Here is a 14,520-nt window from a genome sequence, read left to right on the forward strand (position 1 = left end):
TGACATTGGAAACCTCTGTAGCTACTAGGATTAAAGACGAATAGATACCTTTGTCCTATTGGCATTCGGGTTCGCCCGATGCATTGATTTGCTAACCCTTTAACGAGCCTGACGGCTCGTTTTTTTTGCCTAATATTTCGGCATCTTCTATAGGATATATCGTCGTGGCCTTCTTATCACGTTCCAGATATTGCAAAAATGTAAACGCAATGATAGCGTTTAGTGAGTGCCGCAGATATCGGCCTGCCGCCCACGAAGGCAAAGCGAGCGCAATATCCACCACCTAATAACCTCTTAGAATTTGGTTGTCACTCGGAAGGGATGCATGCTGTGAGTGGGCCACTGTGCGCGTATTTTCACCGGTCAATGATCCATAGGGAACACTGTGACATCCAAGATCCTGAACGCCTCAGATCTCAAGGCCTTTAAACGGCAAGCCAAACAACAAAAGCGCCTATTGCAATGTAGTCACATGCAGGCGCTGGAGGCGATTGCGCGGTTAGAAGGTTTCGACAGTTGGCATCAGGTGCTGAAAGTTGCTGAGATGTGCGCAAAAGCACGCTTGCAAGATGAAGCATCAAACACACAACGTGTTCTTTTGGATAATGCACTTTACACCTCTGTCCCCATAGGCTGGCTGATCGGTCGAAAATCCTACCCTGATTTATCTGTACACCGCGATGATCCCATTTGCTCAGCATCTTCTGAGCTTGAGGTTCCATCATCATTGTGGAATACAGAGAACAAGGCGTAATACCGGGATGACGCGACAGGGAGTTCTTCATGAAACGTTCAATCTTCGCAGCCGTCGTTGCTTCAACTTTATTAAGCGTTAGCGCTTATGCTGAGACCCTTTCTATTTCGTGTGGTGCAGTAGGCCAAGAGCTGGAGCTTTGTCAGCAGGGTGTGGCTGCATGGGAACAAGAGACCGGCCATACGGTAAAAATCATCACGACCCCCAACTCGACTACAGAGCGCCTTGCTCTGTATCAACAGCTATTGGCTGCGGGTGCAGACGACATTGATGTGTTTCAGATTGATGTTATTTGGCCAGGTATACTTGGCAATCATTTTATAGATTTGAAACCGTACTCAAACGGTGAAGAATCAAGCCACTTCCCCTCCATTGTTTCCAATAACACCGTAAAAGATCGCTTGGTTGCCATGCCATGGTTTACCGATGCTGGCGTGCTTTATTATCGCTCTGACCTGCTTGAAAAGTATGGAGAGAAAGCCCCCGAAACGTGGGAAGCGCTCACCGCGACTGCTGAAAAGATCATGAAAGCTGAGCGTGAAGCAGGCAATGACAAAATGTGGGGCTTTGTTTGGCAGGGGCGTGCTTACGAAGGCTTAACTTGTGATGCGTTAGAGTGGGTTGCCTCTTATAACGGGGGCACCATTGTTGATGGAGATGGCAAGATCACCATCAACAATGACAATGCGAAACAAGCGCTGACGACCGCAGCAGGCTGGGTCGATACCATTTCCCCTCCTGGTGTTCTGAACTATGGCGAAGAAGAAGCGCGCGGTGTTTTCCAAACCGGTAACGCGGTGTTTATGCGTAACTGGCCTTACGCGTGGTCACTGGGTAACAGCGAAGATTCACCCATCAAAGGCAAAATCGGTGTCGTTGCACTGCCCAAAGGTGGCGAAGATGGTAGCCATTCCGGCACGCTTGGTGGCTGGCAATTAGCCGTCTCTAAATACTCGAAGAACCCTGAGCTTGCCGCAAGCCTCGTGATGTATCTCACTTCACTGGAAGAGCAGAAACGTCGCGCCATTGTAGGCTCGTACAATCCCACCATTGAATCCCTTTATTCAGATGAAGAAGTGCTGACGGCGGTGCCGTTCTTCGGCAGCCTTTATGACACTTTCGCCAATGGTACGCCGCGCCCATCAACCGCGACAGGCGCAAAATACAACCAAGTATCTAACGCGTTTTGGAATGCCACACACAGTGTGCTGTCTGGCAGTCAAAATGCCGATGTGGCATTGGCGAAATTACAAAAAGATCTCAAGCGCATTAGCCGCGGTGGTCGTTGGTAAGCTGTCACTATCACTGTCAGACGCGCTCAGCGCCTGACAGTTGCATTCAAAAGGAAATCTTATGGAACAGACCAGCGCTTTAACGCGAAAACGCGTACGCGCCGCCTGGTGGTTTCTCGCGCCCATGATCATCACTCTCATCATGGTGGCAGGTTGGCCATTGCTAAGAACCCTCTGGTTCAGCATGACCAACGCCACCCTGGATGGCAGTGGGGTCACTGAATTCATTGGGTTCGATAACTACGTTGTCTACGAAGACGGTGAATATTACGGCATATTATTTGATCCCACCTGGTGGCAATCCGTTTGGAATACCCTGTATTTCGCGGTGGTGTCCGTGAGCCTAGAAACCGTGTTTGGCATCATTGTGGCTTTGGTTCTCAATACCAAATTTAAAGGGCAGGGCTTGGTGCGTGCTGCCGTTTTAGTCCCTTGGGCTATCCCTACTATTGTGTCGGCAAAAATGTGGGGCTGGATGCTTCACGATCAATTCGGGATTGTGAATGATTTTTTGATGACGATAGGGGTGATCGCTGCGCCACTGGCATGGACAGCAGACAGCGATATGTCACTCAATGTGGTTATTGCGGTTGATGTGTGGAAAACCACGCCCTTTATGGCGCTTTTGGTGCTTGCAGCTTTGCAAATGCTGCCATCCGATTGCTATGAAGCGGCGAGAATCGACGGTATCCATCCTGTCAGGGTATTTTTTAAAGTCACCTTGCCCTTGATCATGCCTGCGGTAATGGTCGCCGTGGTATTCCGAGCGCTCGATGCGTTGCGGGTCTTCGATCTTATCTACGTGCTTACCCCCTCTAACGAAGCCACCATGTCGATGTCGATCTATGCGCGACAAAATCTGGTGGATTTCCAAGATGTTGGCTACGGCTCAGCGGCATCGACCTTGTTGTTCTTGATCGTTGCTTTGTGCACCATTTTCTACCTCTATATCGGGCGTAGAAACATGAATGGGGGAACCTAATATGTCTAAAAAATGGTATTGGCGAGTCGGGTTTTTTCTCTTGGTTTCAGTGATCGTGGTGTTCTCGGTCTTCCCGTTCTATTACGCCATCGTCACCTCATTCAAATCTGGCTCAGCCCTGTTTGAAGTGGAATATTTCCCAAGAGTATTTGACTGGAGTAACTACGCCTCCGTGTTCTCTGGTGGAACGTTTGGCCGAAACTTGCTCAACTCTGTGGGCGTGTCAACCGTGGTGGTGGCAATCTCGTTATTGCTCGGTGTGACCGCTTCCTACGCACTTGGGCGTATCCGCTTTCGTGGTCGCAACATCGTGCTGCTCACCATTCTTGGGGTCTCTATGTTCCCGCAGGTGGCTGTGCTTTCAGGTCTGTTTGAGCTTATCCGTGCACTTGGGCTTTACAACTCCATGCCCGGCCTGGCATTGGCATACATGATCTTCACACTGCCGTTCACGGTGTGGGTATTGACGACCTTTATGCAGCAATTGCCATTAGAGCTTGAAGAAGCGGCCATTGTTGATGGCGCGACGCCGTGGCAAATCATTACCAAGGTGTTGATGCCTTTGCTTTGGCCCGCACTGGTCACCACGGGATTGCTTGCGTTCATTGCAGCATGGAATGAATTCTTGTTCGCCTTGACCTTCACCCTCACCAACGAAGAGCGCACGGTCCCTGTGGCCATTGCTTTGATCTCGGGAGCGGGTCAATACGAATTGCCCTGGGGCACCATCATGGCCGCCTCGGTCATCGTTACCGTGCCGCTTATCGTTATGGTTCTGGTCTTCCAGCGCCGCATTGTTTCGGGCCTCACCGCAGGCGCAGTTAAGGGATAACACACAAAATGAATCAACAACAATTGCCTTGGTGGCGCGGTGCGGTGATTTACCAAATTTACCCTCGTAGCTTTTATGATGCTAACCAAGACGGTATCGGTGATTTACCCGGTATCACCCAACAGCTTCCTTATGTCGCCGCGTTAGGGGTCGATGCTATTTGGTTGTCGCCTTTCTTTAAATCACCCATGAAAGACTTCGGTTATGACGTATCGGATTACTGCGATGTCGACCCATTGTTTGGCTCATTGGATAATTTCAAACAGTTGGTCATGACCGCGCACGATCTGGGGCTTAAAGTGATGATCGATCAGGTGCTTAGTCATACCTCTGACGAGCACGCGTGGTTTGAGGAAAGTCGCGTCAACCGTGACAACCCTAAAGCCGATTGGTATGTCTGGGCGGATCCCAAACCCGATGGCACGCCACCGAATAACTGGCTATCCATTTTTGGTGGCTGCGCATGGCAATGGGAAAGCCGTCGTCAACAATATTACCTTCATAACTTCCTTGTTAGTCAACCGGATCTCAACTTCCACAACCCTGACGTCGTGACGCATCTTCTGGATACGGTGAAGTTTTGGCTCGATTTGGGCGTAGATGGTTTCCGCCTTGATACCGTCAATTTCTACACCCATGATCGTCAACTGCGTGACAATCCCCCGTTGTCTTCCGGAGACAGTAAATCATTGGGCGTGCCAGGCACGAATCCGTATTCCATGCAAAAGCACAAATACGATATCTCACAGCCTGAGAACATTGGCTTTCTCGAGCAATTGCGGGTGTTACTGGATCAATACGAAGATATTACCACTGTAGGGGAGATCGGCGACGATGACCCCTTGGCTTTGATGGCGCAATACACCAGTGGTAACGACAAACTGCACATGGCCTATACCTTCGACTTGCTCAATGTTCATCGTTCCCCAGCTTATTTAGCGTCGGTGATCGAGAACATTGAATCTGCGATTGGCGACGGTTGGGCGTGCTGGGCACTGTCCAACCATGATGTGGTGCGATGTGTGTCACGCTGGGGATCGGAAGAATCGGATCCGTGCGCGTATGGCAAGGTGTTGTTGGCGCTGCTCACATCCCTGCGAGGCAGCGTGTGTTTGTACCAAGGTGAAGAGCTGGGCTTGCCAGAAGCCGACATTCCTTTCCATAAAATCCAAGATCCCTATGGCATCCCATTCTGGCCTGAATACAAAGGGCGAGATGGTTGTCGAACACCGATGCCTTGGATTGCGAACGAGCAGAATGCGGGATTTAGCCAAGCTGAGCCTTGGTTGCCCGTTGATCGCCGCCACAGTGCATTAGCCGTGAACACACAGGAATCCGACACAAACAGCATGCTTGCTCATTATCGTGGATATCTGCGTTGGCGTAAGCAATTCCCTGCATTGGTGAGTGGTGATCTCACCGATTTGGCATCAACCCTTCAAGGCTTGCGTTTCGTGCGATCCGATGCCAATCAACGTGTGCTGTTGGTGTTTAATCTCACCGATTCTTCGATGACCATGACGCTGCCAGCCGGAAGTTGGCAAGCATTGGAAGGCCATGGTTTCACCTTTGAAATCGAGAATGGGTCGGTCACCCTACCGCCCTATCAGGCGGCCTTTGCAACAGAATCAAACGGGTAAGGATGCATTATGGCTGAGGTCATTTTAAAGAAAGTTAATAAGAAGTTTGGCAAAGTCCATGTCACTAAAGATGTTGATCTGAATATTCAATCCGGTGACTTTGTGGTTTTCGTTGGGCCGTCAGGATGCGGTAAATCCACGTTACTGCGTTTGATCGCGGGCCTTGAAGATATTACCAGTGGTGAACTGCTGATCGAAGGGGAGGTTTGTAATGATCTGCCACCGCCTGAGCGTGGGATCGGCATGGTGTTCCAATCCTACGCTCTGTATCCGCACATGACTGTTTACGACAACATGGCATTTGGCCTGCAATTGGCAAAAACAGCGCCTAAGACTGTGGACGAGAAAGTGCGTGAAGTTGCGGCCGCGTTGCAATTAGATCCCCTACTGGAACGGAAACCGAAGGAGCTCTCTGGTGGCCAACGCCAGCGTGTTGCTATCGGCCGCGCCATCGTTCGTGAACCTAAAGTCTTTTTGTTCGATGAGCCATTGTCGAACTTGGATGCGTCGTTGCGTGTTCAAATGCGCATGGAAATTGCCAGATTGCACGATCGCCTAGGCGCGACAATGATCTACGTGACCCATGATCAGGTTGAAGCGATGACATTGGCGACCAAGATCGTGGTATTGGATGCTGGGCGAGTGGAGCAAGTGGGATCTCCGCTAGAGCTTTATAATCATCCCGCCAATACCTTTGTCGCGGGCTTTATTGGTTCGCCGAAGATGAACTTTCTGACCGCAGACATTGTGGAAGTGGGTGAGTTCACCACGCAGGTTCAAATTCACCGAGGGCAGGAAATCTCTGTGGCGGCGAATTCGATTGGCGCCAGTGTTGGTGACCCTTGTGTGGTGGGGATCCGCCCAGAACACATTCGCTTTGGCGAGAAAGACGCAATTCAAGAAGGCGGGGTAGAACTGAGCGTGGTTGAGCAATTGGGTAATGAATGCTTGATGTATTTCAATACGCCGCAAAGCGCTGACCCTGTTGTTATCCGAATAGAAGGACAAACAACGATTCGGGCGGGCGACAAGCGCTGTATTGAGTTCCCTGAAGACTATTGTCACTTGTTCGATCGAGACGGAAAGGCGTTCAAACGCTCTGTGGTGGGTGAAACTACGCCATTGCTGGTGGTCACGCCATGACGTAGCGTTTTACCGCGATACCTTAAAACGACAAAGAGGCAGGAATACCCTGCCTCTTTTTTGTGGAGCGCATTCAGTATTTAGACAAGATTAATGTCCAGCTGGGCCTGCGCCTGAGTAGTGAATACCAGCAAGCTCTGCCATCTCTTTGTGGAAAGTGGCGATATCGTTGATATTAAATTTACTCAGATCATCATGTCCACATGCTCTCGCCATCACTTGCATCAGGTGTGTTGAAGCCGTGAAAAAGTTATAGAGCTGCTCTGCGGACTTTTCAACATTGAGGCGTTTTCGCAGCGCTGGATCTTGGGTCGCAATACCCGCGGGACACATATTGGAATTACACATTCTCGCACCAATACAGCCAATGGCTTGCATCGCACTGTTAGAAATAGCAATGCCGTCAGCCCCCAACGCCAGCGCTTTAACAAAATCACTCGGCAAACGAAGGCCACCTGTAATGATCAAGGTGACATCGCTAGCGCCTTGTGAATCCAAGAAGCGTCGAGCACGCGCCAAAGCGGGAATGGTGGGAACACTGATGTGATCGCGAAACAGGGTAGGCGCAGCGCCAGTGCCGCCGCCACGACCATCGAGGATGATGTAATCTGCACCTGCATCAAGTGCAAAGCCAATATCCGCTTCCACATGGTTGGCACTGAGCTTAAACCCAATAGGAATACCGCCTGTCACCGCGCGCACTTCATCGGCAAAGCGGGCAAAATCAGCCGCGGTGTGCAAATCGACAAAGGTTGACGGGGAAATAGCGTCGGTGCCTTCGGGAATGCCGCGAACTTCAGAGATTTTACCGTGATTTTTGATCCCTGGTAGATGCCCGCCAGTCCCTGTTTTTGCCCCTTGGCCGCCTTTAAAATGGAACGCTTGAACGCCTTTGAGTAGATCTTCCTTGTAACCGAATTTGGCGCTCGCCAACTCGTAGAAATAGCGACTGTTCGCCGCATGCTCTTCCGGCAACATGCCGCCTTCACCTGAACAAATGCCCGTCCCCGCTTTTTCAGCGCCCATTGCCAGCGCCACTTTGGCCTCTTCCGACAAAGCGCCGAAGCTCATGTCAGACACAAACAGTGGGGTAGAGAGCGTTAGCGGCTTTTTCGCCCGAGGACCAATCACCAACTCTGTCGAGACGGGAACATCATCAAGCAGCGGCTTGGTTGCCATTTGCGCCACCATGACTTGGATTTGATCCCATTCAGGTAACTTGTAACGAGGCACGCCCATCGATGTCATTGGACCATGATGCCCAAATTTGCTCAGGCCATCTTTCGCCAATTGGTGGATAAGCTCAACAAACGGTTCTTCTGGTGTTGCTTTAGCGGCAGGCGCTGCATCTGTGTGTTGTACTTCAGGCATTTCTTTGCCTACATCGTCTGCTGTATAGCGCGTATGTGTACCATCGCAAAACGGGGAATTCCCTGTGTGTTTGCAGGCACAAAACCATGAATCACCGTCTTTGTCTGCCTTGTAGGCGAGCGGGGTAAACGACGTACCCGCATGGGCACCATCACAAAAAGGTTGATTCTTCGAACGTCCACACTGGCAGTAGTAATACTCCTTGTCTTTCTCGAGGGTGACTTTGATCGGCTGATTACCTGACACGACGGGATCTGACATTACTTGCTCCTTATTCGACATAGCTGTTTTTGTTATTTTCTTTGTTGCTTCCCTAATAGAACGCGACCATTGTCCGTTCATTGTTTCAACAGTATGGGCGGTTAACGTCTTGAATTCTTTTTCATATATGAGCATTTACTAAAATTAGCGATTTAGTTCGCCAACCCATGCTTGCCAAGGTTTGAGGTTCAATACACCGTTAGCTTCTGCAGAGACATTGTTCATATGAGGCAGATCAATCGTCGCCGCTGTATTCGGTAAATTTAGCCGAATGGTGGCGTCTTGGGCTGAACCGTTTAATGCAATGATGAGGGTTTGGGATTCGTGGTGGCGTTCCAACACCATCAGAGAATCATTGAATGCCAACACACGACAGCTTCCTTCAACGAGTGCTGGTTGGTTTTTTCGCCATTTCAACAAGGCATGGGTGAAATGGAGCGCCGAATCAGTGTTTGCCATTTGAGCGTCTATTGTTAGAGGGGCATGTTCTTGCGCTGCCGGAAGCCACGGGGTGTGATCGCTAAAACCTAGATGGGCATGTGTTTGAGACCATGGTAGCGGCGTTCGGCAGCCATCGCGGCCGACATAATTGGCAATGACTTGCTGACCAAAGAAATCTTTCCGTGCCGCAGGCGGCACATTGGCTTCCGGTAAACCCAACTCTTCACCTTGGTAAATGCTGATCACACCTTGCAAGCTGCACAACATGGTCAGCAAGAGCTTGGCGGACTCAGGTTGGTTTTTTGCGTCTTGCCAGCGCGACACCGTGCGGGCGATATCGTGATTGCCCGTGCTCCAGCACCCCATCCCTGGATGCACAGCATTGAAAAAAGCATTGAGTTGCTCACCAACCTGCTGAAAGTTATGACACATGCTAAGTGATTCGAATACATTGGCGGCATCCAGCGCATCGCCTTCGCTGGTGTAACGGTCAATCACAGCATAAGGAGACGGGTCGCTCAATGACCCTAGAAGCCACTTCCTTTCATCGTAGCTATCAGCAATCACGCGAAGCTGTTTAAGCAGATGAATATTCTCAGGCCGACTGATGTTATAGCGTTGACTCTGGTAGCGATATGGGTCGGCCCTTGCTTCGTCTTGCCACCCCAAATGTCGTGAAGGATTGCTGCGCAATTTGTCGTCGTGCAGGAACAGATTCACCGAATCGAAGCGCAACCCGTCAATGTCCAAGTCGAGCCAAAACCGGACATTACCCATTAATTGTCGAACCACCTCGGTATTTCGGTAATTCAGGTCGGGTTGATTGCTCAGGGTGTTGTGTAAATAGTACTCGCCGCGGGTAGGGTGCCAGCGCCATGCGGACTCCCCGAAAATGGTGAGCCAATTGTTGGGTGGGGTGCCATCTTTTCGTGCTGGTGTCCACACATACCAATCTGCCTTGGGGGTATTGTTGCCAGAACTGCTTTCTAAAAACCAGGGGTGCTTACTAGACGTGTGGTTAGCCACAAAATCAAGGAAGACCAGAAGATTGCGTGCTCTTGCCTCTTTCACCAGTCGTGTGAATGTTTCGATATCCCCATATTCCCCATTCAGACAGCGAAGATTGGTGATGTCGTAACCAAAATCACTCAGTGGCGATTCAAAAATAGGGGATAGCAAGATGCCGTCAACGCCTAACCATACAAAATAGTCTAGTTTTTCTCGCACCCCATCGAGATCGCCGACGCCATCGCCATTGCTGTCAAAGAAGCTGCGAACATACACATGGTAGAGAATCGGAGATGCAATTGGTTTCATTGTTTTTCTTAGACTAAATAAAGAGTTACATGAAAAAATAATAGACCAATATATCGCCAGCACAGTGAATCATTAATGAGCACAAAGTTTACAGTGTAAATGCGTGATGGAATTGGCAGAGCCTAGATGTTGTTGACTACTAGCCCTACGAAAAACGCAAATATCACTAAATAAACACGTTTTTTCAATATCTTAAGGTTAACGCCGAGAGATTCGATTGTGGATGGTTTGTAAGGGTATCTGATTGACAAAGCAGGGGCCAAATAGCCTAGCTTAAGGCTCAAAGCGACAGTCCATTAAAAAAATGGCGTATAGCGGACAGAATTTATGTGTTCTCAGTTTTTCCCTCCTCTGAATATTCCGTTCAGATTTATCTGCTTGCGTACTGTAATCAACGACTTCGCATTGATATTTGCATCAATAAAGAGACACATAATCGAAATGGTTCTCCTAGACTAGTTGGATAAATACTAATAAACCTTGATGGCGAAGGGTGATCACGTCATCAGATGAGCGAGGCATCGTTATGGAACACAGTGAAAACAATATTGTTCAGGAACCGGAGAAAAGAAGCTTTGAGTGGCGGGCGTTCTGTTTTATCGCCATTTTTTTGTTTCCGATCCTAAGTGTCGTATTAATTGGCGGTTATGGCTTTCTTATCTGGATGAGTCAGATATTTCTTTTTGGTCCTCCGGGACACGGTTAAATCCCACCCAAACGTTGCATTCAATTGACGCGTGAAAGTGCGCAAGAAAATCACCCAGATCGTCGCACCAACGTTACTCGGTGACCTGATGAGCAAGAGCAGATATCGATGAAAGAATTTATAAGAAAACTTTGGGCAACCATGCGGCGCCCAGCAACAAAAATCAGTTTAGGCGCCCTGACACTAGGTGGGTTTATTGCAGGTGTGATTTTCTGGGGCGGGTTTAACACCGCACTGGAAATGACGAACACGGAAAAATTCTGTATTTCCTGCCACACCATGCGTGAAAACGTGTATCCCGAATTGCAGCACACCGTGCATTGGTCTAACACATCGGGGGTGCGTGCGACTTGTCCAGACTGTCATGTTCCTCACAATTGGACGGATAAAATCGCCCGTAAAATGCAGGCAAGTAAAGAAGTGTTCGCCCAAGTATTTGGCGTGATAGGCACGCGTGAAAAATTCCTCGATAAGCGACTAGAACTTGCTCAGCATGAGTGGGCACGATTTTCAGCCAACGGCTCGGCTGAATGTAAAACATGTCATAAGTACGAGAGTATGCAGATAGAAAATATGCGTCCCGCAGCGCGTCTGCAAATGACACAAGCAGCCGAACGGGATCAAAGTTGTATTGATTGTCATAAAGGGATTGCCCACGAACTTCCTGCTGAAATGGATTCAACAGGTGGCATGCTCGGCAAGCTTATTTCTATGTCCCACAGCACCAGTTTCGATAAAGACAAACCCGTTTATAGCGTCAATTTCTTAGAAATGTATGTCGATGAAGGCCTGACCCAAGATGGTGGTGTGCTTGAGCCTGCGAGTAAAGTGACTGTGCTTGACGATAGAAAAGACGCCATCAAAATTTCCATAACAGGTTGGCGCAAAATGAAAGGCTTTGGCCGCGTAATTTATGAAGACTTTGGTTTGAATATCGCTTCGGCGGCATTGTCTAAAGCCGTTGCGCAGAGCCAAACAGATATTAGAACGTTCGAAACCAAAGAAGACGATTTGACCGGCCTAACATGGCAGCGTGTAGAAGTGGATCTGTGGGCGAAAAAATCGAACTTCCTCGACAATGTTGATCCTATTTGGACGGAAGCCAAACAAGCGTATGAAACGAACTGTAGTTTGTGTCACACCCAACCGGATGTTGCGCACTTTGACGCTAACACTTGGCCGGGTATGTTTGACGGCATGATGGGCTTTGTGAATTTCGATCAGGCAACCCAGGCGCTGGTACTCAAGTACTTGCAAAAACATTCCAGCACCTTTGCTGATCACTAAGAGGGATAACGGCATGGCGATGAATCGACGTTCTTTTTTAAAACGCATGTTATCTGTCAGTGCAACGGTCGCGATTGGACCTAGCCTTCTTGTCGCGACAGATGCGGAAGCAAACTCTGAATTGTTAGAAGGAGCATGGCGCACATCTGGCTCGCATTGGGGTGCATTCCGTGCCCGCGTTGTTGGCGGTGAAGTGGCAGAAGTGGTGGCGTTTAGCCATGACAAACACCCAACCGAAATGCTCGATGGGATCAAAGGGCTGATCTATAACCCATCGCGGGTTAGATACCCGATGGTGCGATTGGATTGGTTGAAGAAAACAGAGGGCTGGAATACCACGCGCGGCGATAATCGTTTTATCCGTGTCACGTGGGATCAAGCACTGGATCTATTTTATGGTGAACTAGAGCGGGTACAGAAAACCTATGGACCATCAGGGCTATTAGCGGGCCAAACCGGCTGGCGTCAGACTGGGCAATTCCATAGTTGCACCACACACATGCAACGTGCCATTGCCATGCATGGCTTTTTCGTGAAGAAAATCGGTGACTATTCAACAGGTGCAGGGCAAACCATTTTGCCTTACGTGCTGGGTTCTACCGAAGTGTATGCACAGCAAACCTCTTGGCCGTTGGTGTTGGAAAACGCCAAACAGATCATTATCTGGGCGAACGATCCCGTCAAAAACGCACAGGTGGGATGGCAATGTCCTACCCATGATGTATACGGCTATTTTGCGGAGCTGAAAGAAAAAGTCGCGAAAAGTGAAATTAAGGTGATCTCCGTGGATCCTGTGGTGAGCAAAACACAGAACTATCTCGGCTGTGATCATCTCTATATCAATCCGCAAACCGATGTGCCGTTCATGTTGGGGATCGCACATACCCTTTACACCGAAGATCTTTACGACAAAGACTTCATTAAACTGTATTGCCTAGGCTTTGAACCCTTTGTTGATTACGTGACGGGTAAAACCAAAGACAAAGTCGAGAAAACGCCTGAATGGGCATCAGCAATTTGTGGTGTGCCTGCTGATAAGATCCGTGAATTTGCACGCATGCTTGCCAGCGAACGCACACAGATTATGTTTGGCTGGTGTGTGCAGCGCCAGCAACATGGTGAGCAGCCATATTGGATGGGCGCGGTTATCGCCAGTATGTTGGGCGGTATTGGCCTTCCTGGTGGTGGCGTATCATACGCTCACCACTATAGCGGTATTGGTGAGCCTGCCACAGGCGCAGCTGGGCCGGGTGGCTTCCCTCGGAACCTTGATCCGGGTATGACGCCGCTTCATAACAATAGTGACTTCAAAGGCTATTCAAGCACCATTCCTGTGGCGCGTTGGATAGAAGCCATTGAAGAGCCGGGTAAAGAGATCAACTACAACGGCAGTAAAGTGAAATTGCCGCCGATCAAGATGGTGGTCGTTAGTGGTAATAACCCTTGGCACCACCACCAAGATCACAACCGAATGAAGAAGGCTTACTACAACATTGAAACAGCGGTAACCATTGATTTTGCGTGGACAGCCACCTGCCGTTTTTCTGACATTGTGTTGCCTGCTTGTACCCAGTTTGAACGCAACGATATTGATCTCTATGGCGCGTATTCCGCCACAGGATTGCTTGCTATGCACAAGCTGGTGGATCCACTTTATCAATCTCGTTCAGACTTCGATATTTTCAAAGGGCTGACTCAGCGCTTTGGCATTGGTAAAGAGAAAGAATTTGCACAAGACATGACCGAAATGCAGTGGGTGGAAAAACTCTACAATGAATGCGCGGTGGCCAATAAAGGCAACTTCGAGATGCCAGATTTTAAAACGTTCTGGAAAGATGGCTACGTGAGTTTTGGTGAAGGTCATACCTTTGTTCGTCATGCGTTATTCCGTGAAGATCCCGAACTGAACCCTCTGGGTACGCCATCCGGATTCATTGAGATAACCAGTCGGAAGATCGGTAGTTATGGTTATGAATACTGCCAAGAGCATCCCATGTGGTTTGAAAAAGCAGAGCGTTCACATGGCGGCCCCGGTTCAGAGTCCTTCCCATTTTGGCTGCAATCTTGCCATCCAGATAAACGTCTTCACTCTCAAATGTGTGAGTCGCCAGCCATTCGTGAAACCTACACGGTGCAGGGACGTGAACCCGCCTATATCAACCCTTCTGATGCCAAAGCAAAAGGCATTAAAGACGGTGATTTGATTAGGGTCTATAACGACCGTGGTCAGCTTATCGCTGGGGCTGTGGTGTCGGATGATTACCCATCAGGTGTGATTCGTATACAAGAGGGCGCTTGGTATGGTCCAACAGGTTCGGAAATTGGTGCTATCGATACCTATGGTGACCCAAACACCATGACATTAGATATTGGTACGTCAGAATTGGCACAAGCGTGCAGTGCGTATACTTGTCTTGTGGAGTACGAGAAATTCAAAGGTGAGGCTCCAGCGGTGAACGCGTTTAGTGGTCCTATTGTTGTGGCGCCATAAGTG

11 protein-coding genes are annotated in these 14,520 nt (G+C 49.3%); 9 read left to right on the forward strand and 2 right to left on the reverse strand.

What is annotated here, in order from left to right; genetic code table 11:
- The first annotated feature begins 385 nt into the window (after positions 1-385).
- From A1OO_RS11265 to A1OO_RS11290, 6 genes are all read left to right on the forward strand, one after another.
- Positions 386-754, forward strand: coding sequence for a Nif11-like leader peptide family natural product precursor (locus tag A1OO_RS11265; RefSeq protein WP_016959928.1), 369 nt, complete (start codon positions 386-388; stop codon positions 752-754).
- A 29-nt stretch (positions 755-783) separates the two neighbouring features.
- Positions 784-2,046 (forward strand): ABC transporter substrate-binding protein, encoded by a 1,263-nt coding sequence (locus tag A1OO_RS11270; RefSeq protein WP_017003074.1) that lies wholly within the window; start codon positions 784-786, stop codon positions 2,044-2,046.
- A gap of 61 nt (positions 2,047-2,107) precedes the next feature.
- A complete protein-coding gene (locus tag A1OO_RS11275) occupies positions 2,108-3,028 on the forward strand; it encodes a carbohydrate ABC transporter permease (protein ID WP_016959930.1) in 921 nt (306 codons plus the stop codon).
- 1 nt (position 3,029) lies between these two features.
- On the forward strand, positions 3,030-3,860 hold the full coding sequence (locus A1OO_RS11280; protein ID WP_016959931.1) for a carbohydrate ABC transporter permease: 831 nt from the start codon (positions 3,030-3,032) through the stop codon (positions 3,858-3,860).
- An 8-nt stretch (positions 3,861-3,868) separates the two neighbouring features.
- Positions 3,869-5,500 carry an alpha-glucosidase gene (locus A1OO_RS11285; RefSeq protein ID WP_017003075.1) on the forward strand — a complete coding sequence of 544 codons (1,632 nt, stop codon included), beginning with the start codon at positions 3,869-3,871 and terminating at the stop codon, positions 5,498-5,500.
- 9 nt (positions 5,501-5,509) lie between these two features.
- A complete protein-coding gene (locus A1OO_RS11290) occupies positions 5,510-6,643 on the forward strand; it encodes an ABC transporter ATP-binding protein (RefSeq protein ID WP_016959933.1) in 1,134 nt (377 codons plus the stop codon).
- Between the two features lie 90 nt (positions 6,644-6,733).
- Here the strand turns inward: A1OO_RS11290 and A1OO_RS11295 are convergent, their stop codons facing one another.
- Entirely contained in the window at positions 6,734-8,275 is a 1,542-nt protein-coding gene (locus A1OO_RS11295) for a glutamate synthase-related protein (RefSeq protein WP_017003076.1), read from the reverse strand.
- 144 nt (positions 8,276-8,419) lie between these two features.
- Positions 8,420-10,033 (reverse strand): alpha-amylase family glycosyl hydrolase, encoded by a 1,614-nt coding sequence (locus A1OO_RS11300; RefSeq protein ID WP_017003077.1) that lies wholly within the window; start codon positions 10,031-10,033, stop codon positions 8,420-8,422.
- A gap of 526 nt (positions 10,034-10,559) precedes the next feature.
- On the opposite strand from A1OO_RS11300, the gene torE reads away from it, so the two are divergent.
- From torE to torA, 3 genes are all read left to right on the forward strand, one after another.
- Positions 10,560-10,739 carry a trimethylamine N-oxide reductase system protein TorE gene (torE, locus tag A1OO_RS11305; RefSeq protein WP_017003078.1) on the forward strand — a complete coding sequence of 60 codons (180 nt, stop codon included), beginning with the start codon at positions 10,560-10,562 and terminating at the stop codon, positions 10,737-10,739.
- Between the two features lie 108 nt (positions 10,740-10,847).
- Complete coding sequence (gene torC / locus A1OO_RS11310; protein ID WP_017003079.1) at positions 10,848-12,026, forward strand: pentaheme c-type cytochrome TorC; 1,179 nt, start codon at positions 10,848-10,850, stop codon at positions 12,024-12,026.
- 13 nt (positions 12,027-12,039) lie between these two features.
- Positions 12,040-14,517 carry a trimethylamine-N-oxide reductase TorA gene (gene torA, locus A1OO_RS11315; protein WP_017003080.1) on the forward strand — a complete coding sequence of 826 codons (2,478 nt, stop codon included), beginning with the start codon at positions 12,040-12,042 and terminating at the stop codon, positions 14,515-14,517.
- Positions 14,518-14,520 lie beyond the last annotated feature (3 nt).

Source organism: Enterovibrio norvegicus FF-33 (assembly GCF_000286835.2).
In the GTDB taxonomy this organism is placed as follows: domain Bacteria; phylum Pseudomonadota; class Gammaproteobacteria; order Enterobacterales; family Vibrionaceae; genus Enterovibrio; species Enterovibrio norvegicus_A.

Bases quoted from the DNA above. Each gene is read 5' to 3' on its own strand.
- A1OO_RS11290 (WP_016959933.1), top strand. From the start codon at position 5,510: ATGGCTGAGGTCATTTTAAAGAAAGTTAATAAGAAGTTTGGCAAAGTC.
- A1OO_RS11300 (WP_017003077.1), bottom strand. From the start codon at position 10,033: ATGAAACCAATTGCATCTCCGATTCTCTACCATGTGTATGTTCGCAGC.
- torC (WP_017003079.1), top strand. From the start codon at position 10,848: ATGAAAGAATTTATAAGAAAACTTTGGGCAACCATGCGGCGCCCAGCA.
- A1OO_RS11285 (WP_017003075.1), top strand. From the start codon at position 3,869: ATGAATCAACAACAATTGCCTTGGTGGCGCGGTGCGGTGATTTACCAA.
- A1OO_RS11280 (WP_016959931.1), top strand. From the start codon at position 3,030: ATGTCTAAAAAATGGTATTGGCGAGTCGGGTTTTTTCTCTTGGTTTCA.
- torA (WP_017003080.1), top strand. From the start codon at position 12,040: ATGGCGATGAATCGACGTTCTTTTTTAAAACGCATGTTATCTGTCAGT.
- torE (WP_017003078.1), top strand. From the start codon at position 10,560: ATGGAACACAGTGAAAACAATATTGTTCAGGAACCGGAGAAAAGAAGC.
- A1OO_RS11270 (WP_017003074.1), top strand. From the start codon at position 784: ATGAAACGTTCAATCTTCGCAGCCGTCGTTGCTTCAACTTTATTAAGC.
- A1OO_RS11275 (WP_016959930.1), top strand. From the start codon at position 2,108: ATGGAACAGACCAGCGCTTTAACGCGAAAACGCGTACGCGCCGCCTGG.
- A1OO_RS11295 (WP_017003076.1), bottom strand. From the start codon at position 8,275: ATGTCAGATCCCGTCGTGTCAGGTAATCAGCCGATCAAAGTCACCCTC.